Here is a 25,426-nt window from a genome sequence, read left to right on the forward strand (position 1 = left end):
AAAGCCGAAGGTGTGGCGAGTCTGACCAAGAGAAACTTTCTCACCAGGCATCCCGCCGAGATGGCCGGCAGAACATTCAATGCTCTAGACGTTGGCAGGCGCAAGCGACGTCTGAGGGAGTTGTCATCGAACTAACATGCTTCAACTCGGCCGAGCCATAGTCGCTTGTTGCATATCGCTTCAGAAAATCCTCATAGGCCTTCATCTGCGATAGGTACTTTTTGTCCGGACAGGCCTTTCCGCTGGTGCTCTTAAACTCAATTAGATGCACCCTGGAAACATTTCCATATGAGGCGAGCATAACATCGAATCGACGACCCGCCGCCCGCTCCGGACCTTGCGTGCCACGAAGCCTCGAGAGATGATCAACGCAAAATTTCTTAAGTCCCCCCTGGCCGGGCGGCGGCACCATTTCGCGGTCCTCCGCGCCAAGGATCCAATAGTCGCGATCCTCGGCCGAATCATGACTCCTGTAGTCGAGGTCACCCTCGACCAATACATGATGAGGGACATACTGCGCAAGCAAATTGCGTAGATGGCTAACCTGGTTGCGGGTGGTAATGAGTACACGTAGCCAGAGGTTCTGCTCGTACTCAACCAGGCCAAGCGAGTCCGACAAGGCTGACTCTTGATGTGCCTTATGGCAAGCCATCACCGCCTCGGCATAACTATACGAATCAGCCGGCCAAGCATCTCCTGCCGTTTCCAATATCGCGTCAAATCCTTGACTGTCAATCAGGTGCTCGAAGCCGCGCGGCCCCGCTTCGCCATCCGCCTGAGCGCGCCGGGCCAGGATAAGTACGGACGCCACCCTTGCGGTTGCGACGACCAAGCCAACATCTCCCTGAATTTCCGCGCCAAGATGAATGTGGCCCGTCACGAACCCTGGGTCTTGGCCTCGAATGAAACCTTGCACGACGTCCTCAGCCAAGGAACCCACGAGGACGTGTTCAGATAACACCTCTGGATAATTTGATCCGGCAGCCGGCCCACCCAACTTGGTGCTCTCGTCACGGGCCTGCCTCAGGAACCTGGCCGCAGCACCTGGGGCGGAGGTAAGCGTCTTGGCCCGCAGGGGGTTGGGCCAAACGACCTGGATGGGGGGATGCGATTGACTCACTAGGGGTGACAGTCGACTTCGGAGGCCGGGGGGGAGAGAATTGATGCCAACAGTCTGCAACTCTCGCTGAAATTGATGAATCCAGTTGGCGCTCCCTCCCGAGTAGTCGGCAAATTGCGCGCGCCGAATCCATTCTCGGAGCTGCTGATCCGCGCGCACGGTCGGCATTCTCGAGACTCCCTATCCGTCGGGGTTTAGCAAATAGGTTGCAATGCTACTCGTTGACGAGCGCCGCCAATATAGGCAAGCCCAGCTTGTCGAAAAAGGCCCTATTCCTCTCAGTCGCTGAGTTAACGAGCCCGTCGAAACTGATCACTTCAATGTAGGCGCGGTGGCGATCATTGAATCCGAAGTAGCCGAGATTGTCATGAGTAGGGCGCAGATTTGACACGTCGCACCTCTCGATCATTTTCTCGGTAAGGTCCGCGATGATGTAACAGAAAGCGGGGGGCTCATGCGTCGGCGGGATGGGCCTGCCCGCCGCCGTCTTTACTCCACCCTCTCGAATTCTTTTCACGTAGTCCAGGCACTGCGTAATGGGGTTCTTGTCCTCAGTTGCATCCTTGCGCATTGGACGTTTGATCTCAACGACTACAATTGAAGTTAGCGGCAGCCTCTGACCCTCGGCTGCCAATACTGGCGCATCGACTAATCTCGTGGCCACAATGTCAGGTTCGGTTGTGGAGTCCGACATGGTGATGGGCATGCTGCGAAGCGTCTTATCTGACGCGAGGTAGTCGTGAAAGGCCAGTCGCTCATCGACAATCCATAGATTCGAACCATCCATAGCGAACTCACTGGAGTCCTTCCGCATGGGAACGATGAGTGAGTGGATCGCGTCTTCACGGCTGTACCTACCCTCTTGATCGGCCCGGATCAACCTCGCCAGGAGGTCAAGAACCGTGCGTCGTCGTGACACGTAGGCAGCCAAGTCCGACTGATTGATTTCACTAACCGTCGAGAGATAGTCCGCCAAGCGTTCCGGATAATCTTCGCTAGCACCGGCATCCGCCTCAGCGAAAATTTCCTGTCCGCGAGCCAAAGCCTCAGATTCAATTCTCTGCAGATGCCCATGCAGCTGCATCTCTAGTTCATGATCTTTGATCGCCGGATCTACGGTGACCCCACGCTCTTCGATCTGCCTCAAGATTGGCCGATACCGCGGCGCCCGTTGACTAACATAAGCATGGACACGCTCCTTTCCCTGCTCTTTAGCCAAGCGCAGAGACTCCTGCAAAATATCGCCAACCTCAAGAAGAACGGCGGCCCTAATCTCTTCTAGAGTCGGATCGCCCGCAAAAGCCTGACCGGCGACGCGGTCCGCGATGTCGAAGGCCGTCCTGTCCGAACGTACGCGCCCGTCAAGGTAGTCAGAAGTCAGGTAGCAGGCATAGACAAAGTCACCAGATCTAGAATTCTTGAGCTTTCCATGGAGGCCCGGCAATTTGCCGTTGAGACTCTCATCAAGCACCACCCGACTTCCCGCACACCAATAAAGACGCGGCAGCGCATTTCGAGTCGACGGCTTGAGTCGGAGGTTGAGCATCTCGAAAGCCCGCTCCCCCACCTCAATTCTCGAACGAGAGAAGTCTGAATCGACGAAGTCATCCATTAGATCAACAAGAGCAATCGACTCGTCGTCATCCTTGATGACCATCGTAGGCGCACCGCCAGCCCGCAGGAAGTACCAAATGCAGTGCTCGAAGACTTCGCGCGCGATAGCGTCAACCCCCTTGGGGGCCTGCTGCTGAAACGACTTCTTGAAGCCGTCAAGACTTACGACCGTTCCTGGCTGTGTGAGTGCGTCGATCTCACTGTCATGTTCCACCTCCCGCTCAATAGAGAAGCGGAACCGCCGTCCTTTGAGGCTGCCGCTCTCGTCTTTGAAAGTGCTGTGGATTGAAACCCTATCAAAGGCCTTGAGCCACAGAAGGCGCCCTACTCCTCGGCAACCAAGGTTCGATTTGAAGTCACTGTCGAGTGTTTCGAAAGACAGCATGTTCTCTCTTGTGAATCCGACCCCGTCGTCTTGAACACTGAAGCCTGTGATCGGCTTCAACGGGGTGCGCCCAGGGCCGGTCTGGCCGAGGTCGAGCTCGTCTTGAAGATCACGGTGCACCTGGACCTCAATGTGCCCCGGTGTAGCCGCCCCCTCTGGTCGAGCGTCGATCGCCTGGATGGCGTTCACGATCGCCTCTTGGAGGGGAAGGAGGGCGTGGCTCTTCGGCAGGCTCGTGTTGCGAACACGGCCCGCGAGGGAGGTCGTCAGCGCCATGATGTCTCCCCTCCTAGCGTTTGGCGCGACCCTATCGACGGGCACTGACTGCGCCGGGGCGCGAGTGGCTTCGAGGGCCCAGTGGCTCTTCCTGGCGGCCCTCGACGCCCGCCTGACCACCGCACGAGGACCCTAGAGCTCGTGGCGCTCTGGTGAGCAACTCACGAACGGCCCTCTTGCTCCGAGCAGGACAAGCAGTTGGGGATCAAGAAAGTTGTGGAACCAGGTGGAGAGCCCGAGCGCCGGGTCGCGGCGGAGAGCCTTCCACGAGCACCACAGAGCATCGAGCCGCACGACGGCCTCGCGGTGCTCTTGCCACTTGGAGCACCATCGAAACTCTCCACCCAGCGGGCGCCAGAAGGTGGCGCAGAAGTAGTCATGGACCCAGCTGTCAAGGTCGGGGTAGTCCTGCTCGCCCGTTGCGGCAACGCTTGAGCGGCCGCCGAGACTGGCGTCGGTGAGTGCGGCCTCGTCTGCGCGAAGCTCCAGCCGTGCCAGCCGGGAGTCGACTTCGGCCTGCCACCGCTCACTGTGCACATCGGTCATCGGTCGCCTCGGCGAGCCGACTCCTCGTAGTAGGGCTCCAGACGCACCTGGGCCACCCGCAGGCCGGTGGCCAGCAGGAGCGCCGTCCCCTTCGGCATCGCCCGCAGGTCCTCAGGAGGTAGTAGCCGCTGGCGGCGCAGGGAGGTCGTCACCGACCGCGATGCGCGCTGACGTCCGTCTCCGCCGCCGTCGGCGTAGGAGCGCACCGCGACGTCGTGCTCACCCACCAGGCGGCTGACGTCCTCGGCGAACTTGGCGTCATCGATCCCTGCACCAACGAGCTTCACCGTGGCCGCCGACCACAGCGAGTCCATGCCGGCCTCGCCCCAGACGCGGACGCCCTGGCGGTAGGACTGCAACACCGTCAGTGGCACCACGCCGCGCGACCCGAGGTGGGAGTACAGGTCCGGCAGGTCGGCGATCTTGCAGATGTTCGCCGCCTCATCCAGCACGACGACCAGCGGCGGATCGAGTCGCGCACCGGCGGACCGCTCCGCAGCGCGGATGCCGTCGTGCATCAGCCGGTCCACCAACGCGGCCACCAGCGGCGCCGCGGTCCCGGCACCGTTCTTGGACAATAGATGCAGCGTCTGCCGCGACGTGACGAACGCAGCGGTGTTGAACTCCTCGCCCCCCGTGGCGCCGCTAATCCGTGGTGGCACCAACCAGCGCATGATGACCGGGTCCCGCAGCGCGGAGGCAGCGGTGCGTGCGGTCTCATAGACCCCGTCACGGGTCTCGACGGCGCCGTTCTGCCATCCGACGACCGCAGCGGCCGCCGCATGGTGGCCGTGCGCGCGCAGGAGGTTGGCCGCCGTTAAGACGGCGGGCTCGGTGAGTGACTCGTAGACCTCCGGCAGCGATCGCTCTGACAGGGCAGCAGCCATCAGGAGGTTGGCGAGCAGGTCGCGGGCTGCGCTGGACCAGAGGTCGCGCCCGTCGTTGTCACCGCGGATCTCGGTGATGAAGTGCCCGGCCAGCCGGGTCGCCTCTTCGACGGTGGTGACCCCACGCAGAGGGTCCCACCACATCGCCTGCGTCTGCCCGATCACGCCTTGGGGGTCGAAGACCCATACCCGCTCACCGGTCTAGGCGGCCCGCTCGGCGGCGGTGGCCTCCCATAGGTCCGGCTTGATCGAGGTCGCCAGGACCGGGCCAGGGGCGTTACGGACGATCGGCACCGTCAGCGTCGTCGTCTTGCCGGCCCGGGGCGCCATCACCGCCAGCAGCACGTCCTCCCACGACGCCCGCAGCCGCGGACCGCGAGGTACGAGCACGCCTAGCGCCAGGCCGACGTCATCAGCAGTCACGTCGCGTTCGGGCAGCTGCGCCAGCGACCGGCGCAGGCGTCGAGCTCGCTCCTTCGCGGGGGCCGGGGTGAGCGGCGCCACCTCGTTCGCCTGCGCAAGGCCCTCGACGGGGGCGAGCACTCGCCGGCCCAGGACCGTGAGCGCCATTCCTGCCGCAGTCACGAGGGCAAGGAGCAGGAGGCTCACGACGACAACGGCCCACGTCGGTGTCCCCGGCCACACCGCCTCGACGCCGTCACCAACCAGGAGCCGCACGAAGTTGACGCCGAACGGCGGTGACATCCACCCGTTCCCAGCGAGCCAGGACGCCGTCGTCCCGGCCAGCCGTACCAGCCATGCGAGCCCGACAATGCCCCACACGACTCCCAGCAGGGCCATCGGCAGGCCGAGCCCAGGCGCTGCAGCGCCGCGGGGCTCCAGGGCGCGGGTCACGCGCACAGCCCGCGCTGGCGACCGAACAGCCAGTCACGACCCCGACACAAGCGCGAGGCCCTCGGCGCCCTGCCGCCCAGAGTGCTCGGGCGCGCTGGCATTGAGCACGACACCATCGCAACGCAGCCCATGATCGTTAAGGTGCCTAGGGCCTGAGTCGAGCACCGCTGGGCGGGCGGACGACCTGCCTGGCCCCCCGCCCACCCAGAGAGTCCGCTACGCGGCGTCGACCGTGTCCCGAAGGGCCTCAGCCGCCTCGACCGCCATGTCGTGCTCGTGGCGCTCCAGGTCGCCATCGTGAAGCTCCGACAGCACAGAACCGGTGACGGGGTCGGTGAAGACGGCGGAGCGACGCAGATACCGGCTTCCGCAGTGTTCACAGTCGTCGACGACCTCAGATAGTTCGACGGATGGAATCTTCGCTGCGTCAAGCCCGCCAAATAACTCGGGAGTGTGCACAATAATCCCCATCGTAGTATTTGTATGATACAAGCAACACTATTCCTGTGCGGCCCGCGCTGGCCAGGCTTGTCGCCTGTTCGGCGCAACGGCGGGAGCAGCGACTCGCAGCACGCCCTGGCTAAGAAAGCGCCGCAATCACTCGACACGGCTCTCAACTGAAGAGCGCCGGCTCGTCGACCGACGTCGGCCGACCGGTGGGGCGCACGGCGCTATCGGTGTCGTACAGCCGCGCTTCGTCGCCGACGTACTCCAGCTCTACGGGGATGCCGACCCGCTGCCCGGTCTTGATGAGGTACTTCCCCCGCCCGGGGTGGCGAGCGCCGGCCTGCCAGGACTCCGGCGCCGACCAGGATGCGACCATCGCCCGCTCCTTGTCTGACAGCGGCACCACCGCCGAGACCGCGTCCAGCTCCCGCGGCGGCAGCCCGGCCAGCACGGTGACCGCGTTGCGCTCGACGAACCCGCGGGCCTTGGCCCGGTCCTCCTCGGTCGGCAGCGCGGAGAGGTCGTCGAGGGAGTGCGTCGCCATCGCGTGAGCGACGTCGCGGCCCCGGTAGACCCGGGTGAGCGCGTCAGCGTGGTCGACCAGCCCGGGCGCTCCCCGCAGGGCCCGCCACAGCTCGTCCATGACGGCGAAGTACTTGCGCCGCGGCGCCAGCCCGGCCTCGGCCAGTGCGGTGGAGGCGTCTATGGTCGCGAAGCCGTAGGACCAGGTCGACAGCATCGCCGCGGCGACCAGGGTGTCCCCGGAGGCAGCGACCGCGGAGATGTCGACGCTGACCGCCGGCGCTTTCAGGTCGATGGGCTGCGTCGTGGGCCCGTCGAAGACGCCCCTGAGAGAGCCCTCGCACAGCAGCGCCAGGGTCTGGCGCAGCTCTTTGGTCTCGGCGCGGTAGGCGTCGTGGTCGTCGAGCTCGGAGGCGGCGACGAGCCGGTCGGGGCCCTCGCGGACCACTTTGAGCACCTCGGGGATCGTCGGGGACATCTCCTGGCGCTGCGCCGCGGTCATGCCCGCGGGGAGGCGACCGCGGGGCTTGCGGTCGGTGAGCAGGTCGACGGCCGCGCCCAGGACGACCTCCTCGCCGTTGGTCATCCCGCCGTGGCGGCGGACCAGGGAGCACAGCGCGAGGGTCGCCGACAGGCGCCGTCCGCGGACCTCCAGGCGCAGCCGGTCAGCAGCCTCCCCGCTGAGCTGGCTGAGCGCTGAGCCCAGCGGCCCGGCGTCCAAGGGGTTGATGCGGTCCAGGCCCCGTCCGACGCGGATGACCTGCCCGCCGGCGGCCTCGACGATGGCGGAGTAGTCCGGCTTCAGGTCACCCAGGAACAGCGGCCGCACGCCGAAGGCCATGAGCCCGCGGGCCAGGCGCTTCAGCGCCGCGGACTTTCCGGTCCCGGGCTGGCCGAGCAGCGTCAGCCCGCGGTTGGTGACCAGGCCGGCCTCGAGCCAGGCGAAGGGGTCCAGGCAGACGACCTCGCCCCACATCATGTGGCGCCCGAAAGGCACCCCGACCGACGGCGCCCCGGAGCCGGCGACGAAGGGGAACAGGCCGCAGGCCTGCACGGTGGTGGCCTGATACTCCGGGGCGACGCCGGCGTGGGCGAGTCGCCCGGCGCCGCGGTCGCGCCAGCCCCAGGCGGGGGCGACGACGTCGGGCAGCGCCGGCCGGGCTGCCGCGCGGGCCGCCCTCGCCGTCGTCCTGCTCTCTCGACGGACGGCGCGGCTCATGCGAGCACCCGCCCAGCGACGTGTGCGGGGTGCAGCCCCGCGGGCAGCGTGGTGGCGAAACCGAGGGCTTGGGAGCCCCACAGCCGGCGCAGCCGGACCTTGGACTGGTCGGCCCGGGCCTCGGTGTCGGCGATCGCCGCGGCCAGCGCCGTCGGGTCGTCCCCGTCCAGCACCGTCGTCGTGACGTACAAGCTCATGAGCACGACCCCGGCCCCGAGCGCCTCCTCACGGGCCGCTGCCACGGCGCGTTCGCGGTCGGCGATGTCGCGGGCCGTCGCGTCGCGACCCTGGCTGCGCCGGTAGGCGTCGCGGAACGCGGCAGCGTTCACCTGGCTCTCCAGCACCCGGGCCGCGGCGCCTGCGGGCAGCGGCCGGAACAGCAGAGTGACCCGGCGCGGGAACCGCCCCGGGGAGAGCAGCCGAGTGAGCACGTTGGCGGTGACCTGCTGGCGGGGTGCCTCGTGCCAGGCCCAGGAGACCGAGGTGCCGGAGTCGTGGCGGTAGGTGCCCCAGCTGTCCTCGGCGGCCACCGGGCCGGCCTCGCCCCAGGCGAGCAGCGGGCAGGTGCCCGCGCCGGAGGAGGAGGGGAGGGCGTCGTCGAGCAGGGCGTTGACGTCGCCGCGGCTGGCGGGGTCGAACGCGGTGCGCACCGTGCCGGCGAGCTCGGCGGCACTGGCCCGACCGAGGACGGTGACGCCGCACTCCCCGAGCGCGGCCTCCATGCCGGTCAGGGCGCGGGCGACCTCGGCGGTGCGGTCGGCGAGGTCAGGCAGCCGCTCGCCGGCGCGGGAGGGGTCGAAGGTGATGGAGACGCGGGTGTCGACGTCGGCGGCCGCCGCGGGCGAGCGCAGGATCAGGTCGCGCAGCAATGCGAGGACGTCGGCGGGTGCGTCCGGGTGCAGCCGGGAGGCGACGTTGCGGGCCAGCGTCGAGCCCGGCTCCGGTGCGGTGTCGACGGTGACGGCGACCCAGGCCACCAGCGGGTCGAAGCCGCGCGAGGCCAGCCAGGAGTGCCACGAGGCGACCCACCCGTCAGCGGCGTCGCTGTCGACCAACCACGTCGAGGACGACGCGCAGCGCAGCGTGGCGGTGAGCATCCCGGAGCGCTCGTCATGCACCAGCCCGAACGCCCCGCCGCGACCGTCGGCCACGGACAGCAGCCGCGTCGTGGCCAGGGCTCCGGGGAGCTGCCAGGCAGAGGGGTGCTCGACGACGACGCCTGACCGCAGGCTGGTGTACCCGCGCATCCGCGCCCAGGTGAACTGCCCGCGGCGCAGGGCGACGTCGGTCAGCGGGGCGCCGTCGAACCGCGCAACGGTCAGGGCCGCGACGAGCGCGCAGGGCAGCGCGACGACGATCCCAGCCCGCGCGGAGGTGCTGAGCGCCAGCAGCGGCAGCACGATGCACGCCAGGACGACGGCGGTGGCGAGGGCGCCGAGGCCGAACAGGCCGATGCCGCGGGTACGGCGCCAGCCGCTGTAGGTGCGTGGTGGCTGCGCCGCCATCGAGGCCGTCGACGTCGTCGTGTGCGGTCGCATGGCGGTGGTGCTCATCGGTTCTCTCCTGCGGAGGTGTTGGTCATGGCGCCGCCGGCGATGTGGCTGGCGGCGACGGTCGCGTCGTAGGCGCCCTTGGCGGCCGCGACGCCTGCACCGGCGACCCCGCCAGCGGCACCGGCGCCCGTCGAGCTGCTCGCCGCCGTGGACGCAGCACCAGCGCTGGTACCGGACACCGTGGAGGACGCAGCGGTGGTCGAGGCGGCCCCGCTGGCCGCACCGCTCGCCCCACCGCCGGAACTGCCAGGCGCTGCGTAGGCCGACGTCGCTGCCGGACCGAGGTCGGCCTTCATCTGCGTGGCGTGAGCACCCGCGTCACCACCGGAGCCCGAGCCCGCACCACGGAGTGCCGAGACCCCCTGTGCGCCGGCGGCGGCGAGTGACAGCGTCGTCGACAGGCCGCGGCTCGGGCCGCCGCTGTCTCCGGTGGCCCAGCTGAAGAACCGCATGAGCACCGGTAGGGCCACGACGCTCATCACGATCATCGACAGGCCGACGATGACGGTGCGCGGGTCACCACCGGCCTGCAAGGAACCCTCCGGCCCGGCCGTCATGCGCAGCGCGACGGCGTACACGAGGGCTGCGACGGGCTTGTAGGCGATCAGCGCCAGCATCCAGGCGAGCACCTTGCCCAGCCACGGTCGTCCGTAGCCGGTGACGTTGCGGGCGGCGGCGAGCACCAGCAGACCGGCGAGGACGACGACGGCGCCCTCGCGGAACATCATCAGCACGGCCTGGATGAGGCCGGCGAGCATGACGAGCAGGCCGATGACGATGGCTGCACCGGCGGAGTTGATGCCCTGCAGCCCGGCCAGGGCCACGAGGCGCTCGACGACCTGGCCGCTGGCGGCACGGTCGAGCACCCAGGAGGAGAAGTCGTCTCCGGCGCGCAGCGCCAGGGCGGAGCCCGTGATGCCGACGGCGGCCCACAGCGCGAGGGTGACGAGCCCGCGGCCGATGTCGAGCAGCGGGTCCAGGCGGTGGGTGATCGCCATGCGCACGCCCTGCCAGGTCACACCTGCGGCGGCGATGACGAGGGAGAGCCACCAGACGTCATCGCGGATGGCCAGGGCGGGGGAGTTCGCGACGTCGATGGCGGGTACCTCGACCCACCAGCCGATGGTGGTCTTGATGACCCAGGTCGCGCCTTCGCGCATGGCGTCGGCGAAGGAGTTGCCGAGGCTGGCGGTCGCCGCGTCTGCGACGGCCCCGACCACGCAGGCAGGCGGGTTGAGCGGGTCACACGGCATCAGTTGTCACCTCCCACCGCGGGCTGGGCGGGGTCGAAGACCGTGATGCCTGCGGGGACGTCAGGCAGCTGGGCGACGACGCTGTTCCAGGAGCCGGCGCTGGGGGCTAGCAGGTGCCAGTCGTCGTCCTGCCAGGTCATGACGACATCGACGCTGAAGACCTGCCGCGAGCCATCCGCCGCCGCGGCGGTCAGGACGAGCTGCACGTGCCGGTTACCGGCAGGTAGCTGCTCGACGTGGTAGCCGATCAGCCTGGCGTCACCCGCGGGCAGCGCCTGGCCGTCGCGGAGACCGGCCTGGACGCGAGCCTCGGCGTAGTCCTTCTCGACAGCGGCGTGCAGAGCCTGGCGGGCGGGTCCGGTGACCTGCTTCTCCAGGGCGGGACGGAAGGTGGTCGAGCCGGCTGTGGGGCCGGCGGCCCAGGAGATGTGGATGGCCGCCAAGACGGCGCCGAAGTCGGTTTTGCTGTACCCGACGTCGAGGGGGCCGTCGTGGCGGGTCGGTCCGGCGGTGGCCGAGACGGGCAGCGGGGTGCCCTGGTGGTCGACCCAGCTGAGGTCGCTCGTCGTTGTCGACGGCGCCGGGGACAGCTTCGGTGGGGTGGGTGCGGTGCTCTCCGGCGCGGTCACGCGAGGCGGACCATCGGCGCCGGGACCGTCGTCGAGGACGTTCCAAGCGGTCAGGGCCGTCGCGGGGAAGATGGCGGCGATGGTCGCCAGGACGGCGATCTGCCGACGTCGCCGCCGGTTCTGCAGTCGGGCCGGGTGGTGGGCGCGAGAGGCAGCGGCCCACCCGGTGCGGGGCGCGGCTGGATGCGCGCCAGGGGTGCGTCGTGGTGGTGGCACCAGCGGGGTGGCCATTCAGACCACCGCCCCGACGATGGCGGCGGAGAACGCGATGACCGTGAGCCCGCCGAGCACCCATGGGATGCCCGCTGCGCCGTCGGCGGCGACCGCGGAGCGGTTGCGTCGCCCGATCATCATCATGATCCCGCAGATCAGCAGGCCAGCGACGCCGGCGACCAGGCCGCCCCACTTCAGCCAGCCGAGCAGGGTGTTGACCGCGTCACCGAGCCCTGGTGGGGCCACGGGGGCGGGGTTGGGGATGGTGGCGGTCAGCAGCCAGCTCACGAGGCAGTCCCTTCCTGCTGGCGTCGCTGAGCTCTGCTCGTGGCGACGGGGGCGGGCTCGACCGCGGCCACGAGCCGGGCCACGGCCTTGACGTAGGAGGCGGAGGGGCTGCGGTGGTCGCTCGCCTCGTAGCGCCACCGCTGGACGTGCGGGACCTCGGTGATGGAAGCGACGAAGACGCTGAGCGCGCGTACTCGGGCTCGCGCTCCGAGTGGCTCCTGTCCGCGTCCGTCGCGCACCAGAGCGAGGTGGATCGCGGGTGCGGAGGTGACGCTGGTCAGGCGTCGCACCGCGTGAGTCGCGGCGATGACGCCGTCCACGGTCGCAGCGGCGACCACGACGCAGTGAGCGGTGCCGTGCACTGCGACAGGCGTGAGGTCGACCTCCCGGTAGGTGTCGGGCAGATGGGCGGCCAGGGTGCTGGCTCCACTGCCGCCGTGGGCGCTGACCAGGGCGACGTCGGTCGTGGTCGGTGTTGCTGAGGAAGGTTCGGGGCTGCCAGCCGGGAAGGCGGCTGGGCCGTCGAGGGGCGCGGGTGCGGGTGGCGCCACGGCATCGGGAGCCGTCGTCATCATCACTGTGGTTGTCATTGGACAGACACCTCATTCACATGAGTTGATAGCCGGACGCTACAACGCCACTCCGGCGATGTCACGCGCCCCGCACCGCCCCGACCAGCGATCACCGCGATCTGTGGACGGCGCGCTACGTCCTGCCCACCTGTGGAAACACCCTGTGGAAACGAGGCCCGCCATGACGACCCCCACCACTTCCGAGGCCACCGAGCTGACCGAGGGCCCAACCACCGAGATCGCGCTCAAGGCGGCGCGGCAGCTGCTCACCGCGCTCGCCCAGCACGGGCGCGACGAAGGTGAGCGCACCCGCGCCGAAATCGCCCTGGCCCACCTCGACGACGTCTGGCCCCTGCCCGTGCCCGTCAACACAGCGGATGTCGAGGACATCGACGAGCGCGGCGCCCTCCTGCTCGACGAAGCGATGAGCGCCCTGGTCACCGTCGTCGCCACAGCCCCGGAGGCGCAAGCGCGTGCCCGCGGGCTGCGCGCGCTGGAGCTGCTCACCTCCACCCTCGAGTTGCCCGGCGACATGCCCCCTGGCACTCCTCCGGCGCAGCAGTGAACGTCGCCGACACCCTCGGCGACCTCACCGGGCAGCTCGCCGGTCTCTACACCCAGCGCGGCCCCACCGTCACGAACGACCTCGACGTCGACGCCGCCCTGCACGGCCGCTCCGCCGTGCTCGCCCTGACGCGTGAGCTGCTCTTCTGGGGCACTCGGCTGCGCGAGGGCAGCCGGCCCACGCTGGTCGACGCCGAGACCAAACCCGCCCACGGCCTGGCCTGGCACCTGGCGCGGCATCCCATTCCCGAGGCCACGCGCTCGCCGATGGAGGTCGCCGCACTCGCTGCCCCCGGTTCGGCTGCCGAACGATGGGAGAGCGTCGCCACGCAGGCGACGCTCGCGCAGACGCAGTGGGACGCCACCCCCTCCAGCCGGCCGATGGGAGCTGCGGTGAAGACCGTCGTCGCCGACGCCACCGTGCTCGCCCTCAGCGTCAGCCACCTCGACCAGCGCCTCGCCACGACCGCGGCGGCCAGCGGACGCCTCGACGTCGCCGAGGCGCTCACCTCACAGGCGGTGCACGGCCTGCGCATCAGCGCCGAGGCGACGCTTCGCCACCTCGCCAAGGCCGAGCTGCCCGCCTGGCGCGCCGAGGTCCCACTCCGCCGACCACGACTCGAGGTCTTGCCGATGCGCAGCCCGGCCGACGTCCCCCGCGGACTGGCCCGCCTCATGTCGCTGCTGGACGCCGGGACCACTGTCGATCCGCGCCACCTGCACCTGGTGGTGCGTGGGCAGGAGCGGATCGCCACCGCTCTCAGTCGGGACTGCACCGCGCTGTGGCGCACCACAGCCGACCCGGCCGTCTTCGACGCCGGACGGCGCCTCACCGAGCTGCGCCTATCGCTGCAGCAAGCCGGACCGGCACTGCGCAAGGACATCGGCACCATCGAGCCGACCGACGCCAGGCCCCTGCTGCAGGTCAACGAGTGCCTGCGCGCCCTGACCTTCTCCCTGCCGCAGACCCTTCGCGAGGCACGACAGCGCGCCGAGCTGGTCGCCGACCAGGCCTCCACCCTGCTCTACAGCGTCGAAGCGGTCGGATCCTGCGTCCGCGCCCAGGTCACCGGCCGACGATGGCTGGCCGCGCACTGGAACGACGACGAGACCCACCAGTCCTGGCACAGGGTCGACCGGCTCGACCACTCGCGCATCGGGCCTCTCCTCGCCCTTGGGGAGACCGCTCTGGACCTGCTGACCCGACCAGCAGCGCTCGCTGCGATGTCGGCGCCCCAGCCGGCGGTGACGCAGTCCGCCAGCCGCTCACACGCCCTGGCCTGAGCGCTTCCTCACCCCATCTGCCGATTCAGCCGTCCACACCCGACAAGGGGAGCCATTGCCATGCCCAAGCACCGTCAGCCCACCCCGGCCACCCGTCGAGCGCGACCCGCCCTGGTCACCCTCGGAGCGCTCACGCTCCTGTGCACCGCCACCGGCGTCGCACTGGCCGCAACGAACGCCGCCGAGCCGTCACCGATTCCCTCGACGGTGGCGACGACGGTCGCGCCGACGCGTGACGCGACTGAACAACCCACCGCAACGACGACGAGCGCCCCCACGAGCAACCAGACCGACACCCCGGCCAACCCGGCCAACCCGGCCACCTCGGCCACCTCGGCCACCCCGGCCACCCCGGCCACCCCGAGGACGCAGGCCGGCGACGGCCAGACATGGCTGTCCGGCGCCTCCGGCGACGGTGCTGCCGACGGAACCCTCGGCCGGTGGCGCAGTGACCCCGTCGGCATCGTCGGCACCTGGGCCGACCAGGGCGACAACCAGACCCAGCTGTACGCCATCGCCCCCGGCGGGGAGGTCGCCGACTTCAATGGCGCGATCGACATCGCCCCCGGTGGCCTGCTCGAGGGCGACACCTGGGCCGCGGCCGCCACCGGCTCCTACGACGACCGCTGGCGACAGTCCTTGACGCGGATGGCGGCGCTGCGCGCCGGCAAGGGCACCACCTACATCCGGCCCTTCCACGAGTTCAACCTCGGCGGCGCCTACCCCTGGGCTGTCACCCCCGACCAGGCCAGCGACTTCACCACCGCCTGGAAGCGGTACCGCGCCATCCAGCAGCACGTGTTCCCCGATGCCAAGCTCGTCTACGGCGTCAACGTCACCAGCTCGGGCACCGACCTGGACTGGCGCACCACGTGGCCCGGCGCAGGGCAGGCTGACGTCCTGGGCGTCGACTCCTACAACGGCTGGCCGACCATCACGACGGCGGCCGAATTCGACAAGCAGCTCGACGCCCGAGGCGCCGATGGCATTCCCGTCGGGCTGAACGCCTACAGCGACCAGGCCAAGACGTGGGGCGTCCCTCTGGCGGTCCCGGAGTGGTCCGGCCGCGCCGAGATGGGCGACGAGCCCGCGTACGTGACGGGGATGGTCGACTGGTTCGCCGAGCACGCCGGTCACGGACCGGGCCAGCTCGTCTACGAGATCCTCTTCAATGCCCCGCAGGACGACGGGAACTTCCAGCTTTTCGCTGACGACTCGAGGATGCCCGCGTCTGCACAGGCGTACGTCGACGCGGTCGCGTCCACCGAGGCGGGCCGCGCAGCCGACGACTCCTCGTCATCGGGTGAGTCGACCGCGGAGCAGAACGAGGACCCGCAGCCGGCGCCCTCCACGGCCGGGACCGCCACCGCGACTACCGAGCCGAGCCGGCCGATGAAGGACGCGGACACTCCCGCTTCGCAGGCCGACGTCGACGAGCTCGTGGCGCGGCTTGACGTGCTTTTGGACCGTCTCGAGCAAACTTGACACCTCGCACGATCGTCCTAGGTGTCGGTGGCCGGGGCAAGCATCGCGCCCGTGGCCGGAGGGATGGCGAAGGAGAGTGCACCGCTGCCCGCGTGAATTGTCGCCGCCAACACGGAGCGACGGCTCGCGGCAGAGAAGGCGATGCGCCAGCGGCGACCGCCGGGCAACCCGTTCGTGTGGGTGGTCGGCTCGGAGGCTGACTACCCGGGGATCGTGGTCGATCGTCGCCGCGTCGGTGCCGGCTGGCAGATCTACGTGGCCTAGCCCTCACCGCGGCACGAGCTGATGCAGCAGTGGCTCGATGCCGAGCAACTGCTGCCCTACGAGAGTCCGCGGGCGAGTCCGTCGGCATCGTGATGACGCCTGCAGGAGGCGCCCCCCCCGGGGGGGCCTCCGGCGCAGTCGGCGGGTTGGTGCAGCGGCTCACCGTGCGACGCCCGGGGCGCGTCCCGACGACGGTCGAGGCGGCTCACCAGCGGTGGTCCGTCGCCGAAGACCAACCACGAAGAGGGAGTGGGGTGACCGGGCGGTTGATCCAGGAGCGGCACGATCCTGCTCGGCCGGGCCCGTCACGAGAGCGGCCCAGGCACTACGCGCTGTATCGTACGACGCACCCAGGTGAGACGGACCACCGAACAGGGCAAATGCGACTCGAGCACGCGGTGTGACGAGAACCGGTCCGAGGGCGTCTAGCCCGTCCGCTCAGCGGTCGTCAACGAGACGATCTCCGGAGCATGATCTCCATCCGGTCGCGAAGATCTAACGGCCAGATGATCGATCATGCCGTCGCCGCCGCGACGAGGCATCGCAGCAGTCGCTGCCCCATAGGGCAGCCACCCAGTCGATGTCCGCCTGACGAGCAGCTCGGAAGGGGATGGGAGCCATGGGCGTAGCGATAGCTCTGTACGAGGACCAGCCCTCACAACCGCATCCCAACTCCCTGAAACGCAAGAAGCGCCTCACCCGGGCAGAGATCCGAGACAAGAACCGTCAACCGGGGGCGGTGGCCCACCTCGACGACGAGGAGACGCTGTCACGCTTCGTAGCGGACGCAAACACCCATGGGCAGCCGATGCTCTCGCGGTGGACGCCGTTCGGACGGAGCTGGTACCACCCGCCTGAGGAGGTCGCGGTGATCGCTGTTGAAGTAGCAAGGGCCCTTGCAGTCGCAGAGCCTGGAAGCGACACCGCGAGGATGTTGGAGGACCTACTCGGCTTGGCCAGGCGCGCAGTTGCCGAGGGCTTGTACATGGCGGTACTTCCGGACTAGAGCTCCCATAGCCATTGATCCGCTGCTCGCGACACCAGCGGGTAGCGCTAGCGGTCCAACCGCCGTGGATGAGGGCGATGGTGAAGTTCGATAAGCGATCCCCATCCGTACTCTCCCGACGAGATGCCGAGTCGCGCAGTGGGTCACGCCGCGAGGTCGAGCCCACGGAGCGCCTCACGCAACTGCTTCAGGTGAGCCGCTGGTGCTTCGACCATCGGAGAGCGCACCGCGGCGTGCGCAATCACCCCAGCTGCCACTAGGGCTGCCTTGGCCATCACCGCCGGCGGTGAGGTCCGCAGCAGGGCCTCAGCCAGTGCCACCTGTGCCGCTGCACTACGGCGAGCTGCCGGGAGGCGACCGGCGCGCACGTCAGCGATCAGAGCGGCGTTGCGGTCGGCGACCACGTTGCCGGTGACACTGAGGACGCCGGTGGCGCCGCAGGCCAGGTACGCCAGGTTCAGCTCGTCGATACCGCAGTAGTACGCCAGCGATGTGCTGGCCATGACGGCCATGGCTTCATGCAGGTCCCCCCTGGCGTCCTTAATGCCCAGGATCCGGGGATGAGCAGCGAGCTCGACCAAGGTGGAGCGCTCCAACGTCGTGCCGGTGCGCGCAGGCACGTCGTAGAGCATCACCGGTAGGTCAGCAGCGTCGGCAACAGCTCGACAGTGGGCGGCGATGCCGGCCTGGGAAGGGCGGGAGTAGTAGGGGCAGACCAGCAGCAGCGCATCGGCACCGACCTCGCGCAGTCCGTGAGCCCGCCCGACCGTGGCCGCCGTGTCGGGCGTGCCAACCCCGGCGATCACTCGGGCACGTCCCGCCGTGATCGAGGACACCAGCCCGACAAGCGCGTCATGCTCATCAGGGCGCAGCGTGGGCGCCTCACCGGTGGTCCCACCGACCACCACACCGTCGCAGCCAGCGGCTACCAAGTGCTCCACCAGTGCCGCCGTACTCGCCTCGTCGATGGCGCCGCCGGGCAGCATCGGCGTCACCATCGCCACCAGGTTGCGTCCGAAGGCCGTGGCAGCGTCCGTCAAGGTCACGCGGTGATCGTGACGGTGGACGACTGCGCGCGTACAGCGATGCCTTCTTGACATCACTGATGAAATCCTCTTCATGATCGATGTGGGCGCCTTGCGGTCACTGCGGACGGTCGCGGCCGTGGGCACGCTGGCAAAGGCTGCTGAGGAGCTGGCCTTCACTCCCTCCGCGGTCTCCCAGCAGATCAAGCGCTTGGAGCGGGAGGTCGGCGTGGCGCTGTTGGCGCCGGCTGGCCGGGGGGTGGTCCTGACCGCCGCTGGCCGGGCGCTGGTGGAGTCCTCCGCGGAGGTCTTCGATGCGCTGGAGCGTTGCCAGGCGTCTGCGAGGTCGGTCGCGGAGGGCACCGCCACAGGTGTTGTGAGGCTGGCGGCGTTCTCCACCGCCATCAGGGGTCTGCTGGCCCCGGCGCTGCCCGGCCTGTACGCGTCCCGTCCGCAGCTGAGCGTCCACATCACTGAGGCCGACCCCGAGGCGGCGCTTCACGGGGTGGACTCTGGACGTCAGGACCTGGCCCTGGTGCACGACGCCGATGGCGTCCTCCCGCTGCTTCCGCCATCGGTCAGCCACCTGCGGGTGCACCTCGACGCCGGCGACGTCGTCGTCCCGGGCGGACATCCCCTTGCGGCTCTGCGACGCCCCCTGGGGGATGAAGACCTCGTGGGCTGGTCATGGGTGACCAGCCCCCTGGGCACCGTGTGCCACGCCTGGTTTCGCAGGCTCATGGCCAGGTCCCCCCACGAGCCCGACGTGCGTCACCTGGTGGATGACTTCTCTACCCAGCTGGCCCTGGTCGCTGAGGACGGGGTGCTCGCGCTGCTTCCGCGTCTGGCTCGTCCAGCGCTACCCCGGGGGCTGGCGGTGTGTGAGCTGGAGCGCCCTCCTGTGCGTGAGGTGCACGCGGTGTGGCGTCGCAGCGCGGAAGAAAGCCCGTCGTTGCAGGCCGTCTTGGAGGCGCTTACGACGTCGGCATTGACATCGGTGTCGTAGGCGGCCGCGTCCAGGTCGTCGGCCTGCCAATCCGTGGCTCCGTAGCGGTCAGATCTCCACGGTGAACCCGAGGTCGATGTCGCAGGCTGCATGACCACCGCGCAGGCCCCAGTTCTCGGTGTCGCTCTCCCGCAGGAGCACCGTGACGTGATCGGCGGGAATGCCGAACGGAGTCAGGCGGGTCACCACCTCCTTGTACAGGCGGCGCTTGGCTTCGGTGGAGCGTCCGCTGAAGCAGTCAATGGTGACCAGCGTGTAGCGCTCGGGCTGCTCGAGTCGGGGTGGGACGGCGAAGCGGTGCGGCTCGTGAACGACCAAGCGGACGTGCTTGTCGCCCGGCGGGATGGCGAAGGCCGCGATGAGGGCGTCCTGGACGGCATCGATGATGCCGACCTCCTCACCCACCTCATAGCGGCGGCGGACGTCGATCTGCGAGCTGGGCACCGCTGCAGCCTCACAGTCCCGCTGCTCTCGATCAAGACGCTTGCGTGAGAAACGTGCCTGCTCGGCGGTGCACTGACCGATCCCATCTGCGACGAGCGGCGGCCTCGAGCGCGAGGGCGCCGCGACTTGCCTGTGGGCGGGCGGTCAGCAGTCGTCAGCGAGACGCTGACCGCGTTCCGCTTATCACCGGCAGTCCAGGGAGAGCTGCCAGCCAAGCTCGCGCAGTCCGATGCGTGCCGCCACGCGCCGTGAGGCCGGTGGCCGAGCCCGCCACTGCAGCAGCAGGCCATGGCGGGAGGCCTCGATGGCTGCTGCGGCAGCCACGAGGGGCGCGAGGTGCTGACCGCGCACCTCGGCGGCGGTCAGGACGCTGAGATGTGCGACGGCTTTGCCGGTGCCAGTGTCGCCGAGCTCATCCACCCGGCTCTCGTCACCAGCAGCCCAGCGCCGGTAGCCGGCCGCGGCGACGACCCCGGTAGGTCCGTGAGCGACGGCGATGCGGGAGGTCACCTCGGCCATGCCCGACTCGGCGCCCTCGGAGGGGTCGGTGCGCCTGAGGAGCGCGGTGAGTTCCTCGGCGCCTGGAGGCAAGAGCTCGACCTGGCCTGGAAGGGCCCGGCTGATGACGTCGGCGCCGGTGCCGTAGCTGAGGTGGGCGGGGCCGAGGTGCTGGTGCGCGCCAACCCAGCCGTACCAGTGGGTCTCGTCTCGGACCTGCGCCAGGTCCAGGCCGCCCAGGTGCTCGCGGATGGAAGCAGCGGTTGCGGCGTCGGGGACGGTGGTCAGGCTCTGCCCATCCACGACGACGATGCCGACCCACCCAGGTGGCGCGATCGCCGACCGCGGTGCGATGACCGGATCCAGCCCTGTCGACGAGAAGGCAGCCACGGGGACGCCAGCCTGGTGGGCCCACAGCCGACGTGCGCGTCGGACAAGGTCGACGACGGGATCATGCGAGCCATCATCCCCGGGATCGGCGGCGGCGTGGAGGTCATCGGCGCCCATGCCCGCGACGCTAGCCCCGAGCGGAGGGCGGTGTGCAGGGCCGTAAACGGCCTAGCGCTGTCCGGTGACCGATCCCAACTGCGACGGACAGCGGCCTCGACCGCCAGCGCATCGCGAGGAGGCCCGAGGCGGGCGGTCAGCGGTTCGCCTACGAGACGACCAGCGGTCGGCCCATGACGGCGCAAAGCGGAGTGATTGCGCACCCGAGCCAGCCCTACCGTCCCAAACATGATCACCAAGAGTGGGGCCACGCCATCACCCTCGGCCTCCACCGCGACCGTGGGGGCGTCGTCCGCATCGCGCTGGGTGCCAGCCTTCGCCGCCCTGGCCCTGCTGTGGGGCTGCTCCTTCGCCTTCATCCACATCGGCCTGCAAGCACTCACCCCCGTCCAGGTCGCCTTCTGGCGCCTGGCCCTGGGCGCCGTCACCCTGCTGGTCATCAGCGCCACCACCCGCACCCGCCTGCCCCGCACCCGGCGCACCTGGGCCCACCTGCTCGTGCTGGCCCTGCTGCTGAACGCCGCCCCCTTCACTCTGTTCGCCATCGGCCAGCAGAGCGTGTCCTCGGTGCTGGCCGGCATCATCAACGCCATCACCCCGCTGGCCACCCTGGTGGTGATCCTGGCCGCCTTCCGCGAAGAGCGGCCCACCCGAGCGCGCACCACCGGCCTGCTGATCGGCTTCGTCGGGGTCGCCGTCGTCCTCGGCGCCTGGCGGGGCTTCGCCGCCAGCGAGCTGGCCGGCGTGCTGGCCTGCCTAGGAGCAGTGGCTTGCTACGGCGTCGCCTTCCCCTACTCCCGGCGCTGCCTCGCCGGCAGCGGGGAAGGGCCAGTGGCGCTGGCCAGCGCGCAGGTGCTGCTGGCCGCGGGCCTGATGCTGCCGGTGCTCGCGATCACCGGCGCGGCCCCGACAGCACCCGTGACACCGACCGTGGTGATCGCGATGCTCGCGCTGGGAGCGCTGGCTCGGGGGTGGCCTACGTGCTGAACTTCCGCATCGTCGCGGCAGCAGGGGCCAGCACCGCCAGCAGCGTCACTTACCTGACCCCGGTGGTTGCTGCGGTAGTGGGGGTGAGCGTGCTGGGTGAGCACGTGCAGTGGAACCAGCCGGTGGGCGCGGTGGTGGTGCTGGTCGGGATCGCCGTCTCTCAGGGGCTGCACCGCGCGGTCGCGGCCCGGATCTCGCGCAGCAACTCCTCGCGCTCGTCCGGGTGAGGATGGTCATCGAGACGACACGACGTCCGTCGACTACAGAGCTCCACTGATCGACGTGCGCGAAGGACGTGTCGGACCTTCTGTTGGCACGCAGTGCAATCCCCGCTGCCGCGGTGGGCGGCGGTCGATGGAACGGCCGGCATCCACTGTCGAAGACGTCACCGTCGACAACCTGCGCCGCTCGTCCGCGGGTGGCTCCCGACGCCACGCCCCCACAGGTGAAGATGTCCCGGTGCCGACCCCCGCCGACCCACCGATGGAGCCCTCAGCCCCGGTGAGCCAGCCCCAGGAACTCCCCACACAGCTCCCTGCCGAGGGCGCCGGCATCGCCGTCCCGGACGAAGTGTTCGACCGCTACGCCCACCTCGTGCGCGCCACCCTCGGCGTGCCCGTGGGTCTGGTCAGCCTGGTCACCACCGCCGGGCAAGTCTTCCCCGGCGCCGAGGGGCTGCCGCAGCCCTGGCAGCAGACCCGCTGCACGGGACTGTCGCACTCCTTCTGCCAGTACGTCGTCGCCCGCGACGCCCCCCTGGTCATCACCGACGCCCGCCAGGACCCCGAGCTGGCCGGCAACCTCGCCATCACCGACATCGGCGTCATCGCCTACGCCGGGTTCCCCCTGCACGCCGCCGACGGCACCACGGTGGGCTCCTTGTGCGCCATCGACACCTCCCCTCGGGTGTGGTCTGAGCACGAGCTGGACGTGCTGTCCCACCTGGTGGCCACCGCCTCCAGTGAGCTGGCACTGCGCGCGGCCGCCGCACGTGCCGAGGACGCCACCCGCGCCGAGCACGCGGCCACCGCCCAGCTCCGCGGGCTGGCTGAGGTGGCCCTGGCCATGGTCGACCTCGAGGACGTCACTGACCTGGTCACCGTCATCGCCGAACGTGGACTGGCCGCCTTGGGCGCTGACGGTGGCGCCGTGGCCGTGCACGACTTGGCCGAGCCCAACGTGCTGCTGTCCTATGTGACGGCCAGTTACGGTCCGGGTGCCCAGGCCAACTACGCCCGCCTGCCCCTGACGACGGCGCTGCCGGTCTGTGAGGCCGCTCGCACCGGCACCCGCGTACTGGTGTCCGACCTGGCCGCTTGCCGGGCTTACTCCCCGGCGATGGCTGAGGTGGTGACCTCCACCGGGTCCCAGGCCTTCGCCAGCGTGCCGCTGCGTGCCGGCGGCCGCGTCATCGCCGTCCTCACCGCCGGGTGGCGGGCCCCTCAAGCTTTCTCCGCCGCGCAGCTGGAGCTGCTGGAGGCCTTCGCCGCCCAATGCGCCCAGGCCCTGCAGCGCCTGCAGTCCCGCGACGGCGAACGCCGCTCCGCCGCAGCTGAGCTGCACGCCGGTGACGTGGCGCGCACCTCCGCGGCGCGCCAGGGCGCGCTGGTCACCATCGCCCAGTCCCTGGCCGATGCCGACACCCGCGATGACGTCCTGGACGTGCTGGCCGGCCGCGGTGCGGACCTGCTGGGCGCCAACGGCTGCGGGATCTGCCTGCGCACTGAGGACGGTGAGCACGTGGACACCGTGGTCACCGACTCCTACGCCGACGTGCGCCGCACCGTCCAGCGCACCCGGGCCGACTTTCCCCTGCCCGCCATCCGTGCCGCGGCCACCGGGCAGGCCTTCTACCTGTACGACCGCGAGCAGACCGAGCAGGCCTTTCCCGGGTCCGAGGCCATCTACATCAGCGCCGGGGTGCAGGCCTCGGCCGCGGTGCCGCTGCGCGCCCGGGGCCGGTTGCTGGGGTGCCTGTCGGTGGGCTTCGCTGACCCTCGGGTGTTCAGCGACGAGGAGCGCGAGCTGCTGACGGCGTTCGCGGTGCTGACCGCCCAGGCCCTGGACCGCATCGCCGCCCGCGAGTCCGAGCAGGCCGCGCTGGTCGCGGCCTCCGGCATCGCCGAGACCCTGCAACGCTCGATGCTGACGAGCCCCCCGGAGCCTGACCACCTGCAGATCGCGGTCCGCTACGCCGCCTCCGCGACCCATGCCGAGGTGGGTGGGGACTGGTATGACGCTTTCATCACCGCTGACGGGCTCACCAGTCTGGTCATCGGTGACGTCACCGGCCATGACATGCGCGCGGCCTCGGTGATGGGCCAGCTGCGCAACTTGGTCCGTGGGATCGGCTTCACCCTGGGAGAGTCCCCGGCCAAGGTGCTGGCCGCGGTCGACCGCGCCGCGGCCGGCCTGGGCATTGACACCGTCGCCACCGCGATCGTGGCGCAGATCGAGGTGGACGAGGCTCACCATGCGGCGGGCACGCGGCTGCTGCGCTGGTCCAACGCCGGGCACCTGCCCCCGCTGCTCATCGAGGCCAACGGCGCCACCCAGTTCTTGGAGGACGAGTCCGACCTCGTGCTGGGCTGGGACCCGAGCATCGACCGCCATGACCACGTGCACGTCCTGGAACCGGGGTCGACGGTGCTGCTGTACACCGACGGTCTGGTGGAGCGTCGCGGGGTGCACCTCGAGCGGGGCCTGGCGTGGCTGGCGCAGGCCGCCGGGGAGCTGGCCAGCTCACCGGGAGTGACAGTGGAAGGGCTGTGCGACGGGCTGGTGGCGCTGGTGGGTGACCACCTGGATGACGACGTGGCACTGCTGGCGCTGCGCGCGCACCCCGAGGACGCACCCCGTCCGGCCGAGGCCGGTCCGGTGCGGGTGCCTGCCGGGCTCGAGGCTGCCCAGGAAGCGGCACACGGCTCCTGACCAGGGGATCCAGAGCAGTCGGGCGCACGCGTGCGGCCAGTTGTATTCAGTCCCGCACGGTCTGGGCGCGCCGACAGCCGGTGCGTGACGCACTCTGGACAGGGGCTGGGCAGAAGCCCAGCACCACCCTCGGTCGCGGGGGCGACCAGGGAGTGCACCTCGTGGACATCGTGACCGTCACCGCCGACCGAGCCGTGGACGCGCCGAGCGCGCTCGGCTTTCGTTCCTCACTTTCACCGGCCGGCCTCCAGGGGGTGGTCGTGGTGAAGGTCTGTGGGGAGATCGACCTGTACACCGGCCCGGCCCTGCGGCAGACGCTGCAGGACCTCTTGCCTCCGGTGACCACCCCCCGCAGAGCAGGCCAGGGCGTCGGCGGGGCAGCCAGCGGCGGCGCTGGTGACTCCGGACCGGCTCGGGTGCGCGCCGTAGTGGTGGACCTCACCGAGGTGACGTTCGTGGACTCCTACGCCTTGGGGGTGCTGGTGCACGGGCACCGGCTGGCTCGTCCAGGAGACCGTGCCTACGCCGTGGTGGCCACCTTGCCGATGCTCCACAAGCTGTTCGAGGTGACGGGGTTGGGGCGGGTGCTGCCGCTGCATCCGGATGTGGCCTCAGCCCTGAGTGGTCTGCATCCAGCCCGTGAAGATGCCCGAGGGTGAGGTGTGATCGGCTGTACGGCCTCGAGGAACGTGTTGAGGGAGCGCAGCAAGGGCTGGGGCCGCGCGGCCGCGCCATGTCCGTAGCCGTGACCGTCCTGACGTTTGTGTGTGGGGCGCGAGCATGGACGCTGCACAGGGCGCGGCGGTTCGGTCAGCCATCCCCTCTGCGACGCTTCGCGGCGTCGGCCAGAGAAGAGACCCGGAGGCCTCACGGCGTCCGGTGCACGGTGGTCAGCGAGATGAAAGACTCATGACACGACAGGGCAGTTCGTGCCACCATGAACGCATGGATGCCACGCTCGTGCTCGGCCAGCAGGGCCGGCTCGTCATCCCCGCTGAGGTCCGCTCTGCCCTGGGACTCAGCGCTGGAGACAGACTGCACCTGCA

Annotated in this window: 24 protein-coding genes; 10 read left to right on the plus strand and 14 right to left on the minus strand. The window is 69.6% G+C overall.

Features of this window, described 5'->3' with window-relative positions; genetic code table 11:
* Positions 1–76 precede the first annotated feature (76 nt).
* The 11 genes from H7K62_RS17235 to H7K62_RS17285 all read right to left on the minus strand — a co-directional run bounded on the left by H7K62_RS17235 (position 77) and on the right by H7K62_RS17285 (position 11,807).
* Positions 77–931: a hypothetical protein gene (locus tag H7K62_RS17235; protein WP_186720727.1), complete on the minus strand. Its 855-nt coding sequence runs from the start codon at positions 929–931 to the stop codon at positions 77–79.
* 403 nt (positions 932–1,334) lie between these two features.
* Complete coding sequence (locus tag H7K62_RS17240) at positions 1,335–3,395, minus strand: ATP-binding protein (protein ID WP_186720729.1); 2,061 nt, start codon at positions 3,393–3,395, stop codon at positions 1,335–1,337.
* Positions 3,396–3,527: 132 nt separating this feature from the next.
* Positions 3,528–3,941, minus strand: coding sequence for a DUF4913 domain-containing protein (locus H7K62_RS17245; RefSeq protein WP_186720731.1), 414 nt, complete (start codon positions 3,939–3,941; stop codon positions 3,528–3,530).
* Entirely contained in the window at positions 3,938–4,993 is a 1,056-nt protein-coding gene (locus tag H7K62_RS17250) for a type IV secretory system conjugative DNA transfer family protein (RefSeq protein WP_186720733.1), read from the minus strand. Before H7K62_RS17250 ends, H7K62_RS17245 begins: the two co-directional genes overlap by 4 nt.
* Before the next feature lie 36 nt (positions 4,994–5,029).
* The gene (locus H7K62_RS17255; RefSeq protein WP_186720735.1) at positions 5,030–5,683 is read right to left on the minus strand and encodes a hypothetical protein; all 654 of its coding nucleotides are present in this window, start codon (positions 5,681–5,683) and stop codon (positions 5,030–5,032) included.
* Between the two features lie 216 nt (positions 5,684–5,899).
* Positions 5,900–6,142 carry a hypothetical protein gene (locus H7K62_RS17260; protein ID WP_186720737.1) on the minus strand — a complete coding sequence of 81 codons (243 nt, stop codon included), beginning with the start codon at positions 6,140–6,142 and terminating at the stop codon, positions 5,900–5,902.
* 154 nt (positions 6,143–6,296) lie between these two features.
* On the minus strand, positions 6,297–7,871 hold the full coding sequence (locus H7K62_RS17265; RefSeq protein ID WP_222437772.1) for a hypothetical protein: 1,575 nt from the start codon (positions 7,869–7,871) through the stop codon (positions 6,297–6,299).
* Positions 7,868–9,424: an SCO6880 family protein gene (locus tag H7K62_RS17270; protein ID WP_222437773.1), complete on the minus strand. Its 1,557-nt coding sequence runs from the start codon at positions 9,422–9,424 to the stop codon at positions 7,868–7,870. Before H7K62_RS17270 ends, H7K62_RS17265 begins: the two co-directional genes overlap by 4 nt.
* Positions 9,421–10,644, minus strand: a complete 1,224-nt coding sequence (locus tag H7K62_RS17275) for a hypothetical protein (protein WP_186720739.1) — start codon at positions 10,642–10,644, stop codon at positions 9,421–9,423. The genes H7K62_RS17270 and H7K62_RS17275 overlap by 4 nt, the downstream gene beginning before the upstream one ends.
* 32 nt (positions 10,645–10,676) lie before the next feature.
* On the minus strand, positions 10,677–11,537 hold the full coding sequence (locus H7K62_RS17280; RefSeq protein ID WP_186720741.1) for a hypothetical protein: 861 nt from the start codon (positions 11,535–11,537) through the stop codon (positions 10,677–10,679).
* On the minus strand, positions 11,538–11,807 hold the full coding sequence (locus H7K62_RS17285) for a hypothetical protein (protein ID WP_222437774.1): 270 nt from the start codon (positions 11,805–11,807) through the stop codon (positions 11,538–11,540).
* A gap of 753 nt (positions 11,808–12,560) precedes the next feature.
* On the opposite strand from H7K62_RS17285, the gene H7K62_RS17290 reads away from it, so the two are divergent.
* The 4 genes from H7K62_RS17290 (at position 12,561) to H7K62_RS17305 (ending at position 16,982) form a co-directional block, all read left to right on the plus strand.
* Complete coding sequence (locus H7K62_RS17290; RefSeq protein WP_186720743.1) at positions 12,561–12,944, plus strand: hypothetical protein; 384 nt, start codon at positions 12,561–12,563, stop codon at positions 12,942–12,944.
* Positions 12,941–14,227, plus strand: a complete 1,287-nt coding sequence (locus H7K62_RS17295) for a hypothetical protein (protein ID WP_186720745.1) — start codon at positions 12,941–12,943, stop codon at positions 14,225–14,227. Before H7K62_RS17290 ends, H7K62_RS17295 begins: the two co-directional genes overlap by 4 nt.
* A 60-nt stretch (positions 14,228–14,287) precedes the next feature.
* Positions 14,288–15,712 carry a glycoside hydrolase family 26 protein gene (locus H7K62_RS17300; protein ID WP_186720747.1) on the plus strand — a complete coding sequence of 475 codons (1,425 nt, stop codon included), beginning with the start codon at positions 14,288–14,290 and terminating at the stop codon, positions 15,710–15,712.
* A gap of 883 nt (positions 15,713–16,595) precedes the next feature.
* Entirely contained in the window at positions 16,596–16,982 is a 387-nt protein-coding gene (locus H7K62_RS17305) for a hypothetical protein (RefSeq protein WP_186720749.1), read from the plus strand.
* 143 nt (positions 16,983–17,125) lie between these two features.
* Here the strand turns inward: H7K62_RS17305 and dapA are convergent, their stop codons facing one another.
* A complete protein-coding gene (gene dapA / locus H7K62_RS17310) occupies positions 17,126–18,022 on the minus strand; it encodes a 4-hydroxy-tetrahydrodipicolinate synthase (protein ID WP_255480661.1) in 897 nt (298 codons plus the stop codon).
* A gap of 79 nt (positions 18,023–18,101) precedes the next feature.
* On the opposite strand from dapA, the gene H7K62_RS17315 reads away from it, so the two are divergent.
* Positions 18,102–19,013 (plus strand): LysR family transcriptional regulator, encoded by a 912-nt coding sequence (locus tag H7K62_RS17315; protein WP_186720751.1) that lies wholly within the window; start codon positions 18,102–18,104, stop codon positions 19,011–19,013.
* Positions 19,014–19,061: 48 nt separating this feature from the next.
* Here the strand turns inward: H7K62_RS17315 and H7K62_RS17320 are convergent, their stop codons facing one another.
* Both H7K62_RS17320 and H7K62_RS17325 read right to left on the minus strand, forming a co-directional pair.
* The gene (locus H7K62_RS17320) at positions 19,062–19,457 is read right to left on the minus strand and encodes a tautomerase family protein (RefSeq protein ID WP_186720753.1); all 396 of its coding nucleotides are present in this window, start codon (positions 19,455–19,457) and stop codon (positions 19,062–19,064) included.
* 183 nt (positions 19,458–19,640) lie between these two features.
* Positions 19,641–20,462, minus strand: a complete 822-nt coding sequence (locus H7K62_RS17325; RefSeq protein WP_186720755.1) for a GNAT family N-acetyltransferase — start codon at positions 20,460–20,462, stop codon at positions 19,641–19,643.
* Between the two features lie 228 nt (positions 20,463–20,690).
* On the opposite strand from H7K62_RS17325, the gene H7K62_RS17330 reads away from it, so the two are divergent.
* From H7K62_RS17330 to H7K62_RS24195, 5 genes are all read left to right on the plus strand, one after another.
* Entirely contained in the window at positions 20,691–21,449 is a 759-nt protein-coding gene (locus H7K62_RS17330; protein WP_222437776.1) for a DMT family transporter, read from the plus strand.
* Positions 21,434–21,676: an EamA family transporter gene (locus tag H7K62_RS21655; protein WP_222437777.1), complete on the plus strand. Its 243-nt coding sequence runs from the start codon at positions 21,434–21,436 to the stop codon at positions 21,674–21,676. Before H7K62_RS17330 ends, H7K62_RS21655 begins: the two co-directional genes overlap by 16 nt.
* Positions 21,677–21,950: 274 nt before the next feature.
* Complete coding sequence (locus tag H7K62_RS17335) at positions 21,951–24,380, plus strand: GAF domain-containing protein (RefSeq protein ID WP_222437778.1); 2,430 nt, start codon at positions 21,951–21,953, stop codon at positions 24,378–24,380.
* A gap of 161 nt (positions 24,381–24,541) precedes the next feature.
* Positions 24,542–25,039 (plus strand): STAS domain-containing protein, encoded by a 498-nt coding sequence (locus tag H7K62_RS17340; RefSeq protein ID WP_222437779.1) that lies wholly within the window; start codon positions 24,542–24,544, stop codon positions 25,037–25,039.
* Positions 25,040–25,325: 286 nt separating this feature from the next.
* On the plus strand, positions 25,326–25,426 hold a 101-nt coding region (locus H7K62_RS24195), incomplete at its 3' end, for an AbrB/MazE/SpoVT family DNA-binding domain-containing protein (RefSeq protein WP_186720758.1).

This window comes from Quadrisphaera sp. RL12-1S (assembly GCF_014270065.1).
In the GTDB taxonomy this organism is placed as follows: Bacteria; Actinomycetota; Actinomycetes; order Actinomycetales; family Quadrisphaeraceae; genus Quadrisphaera.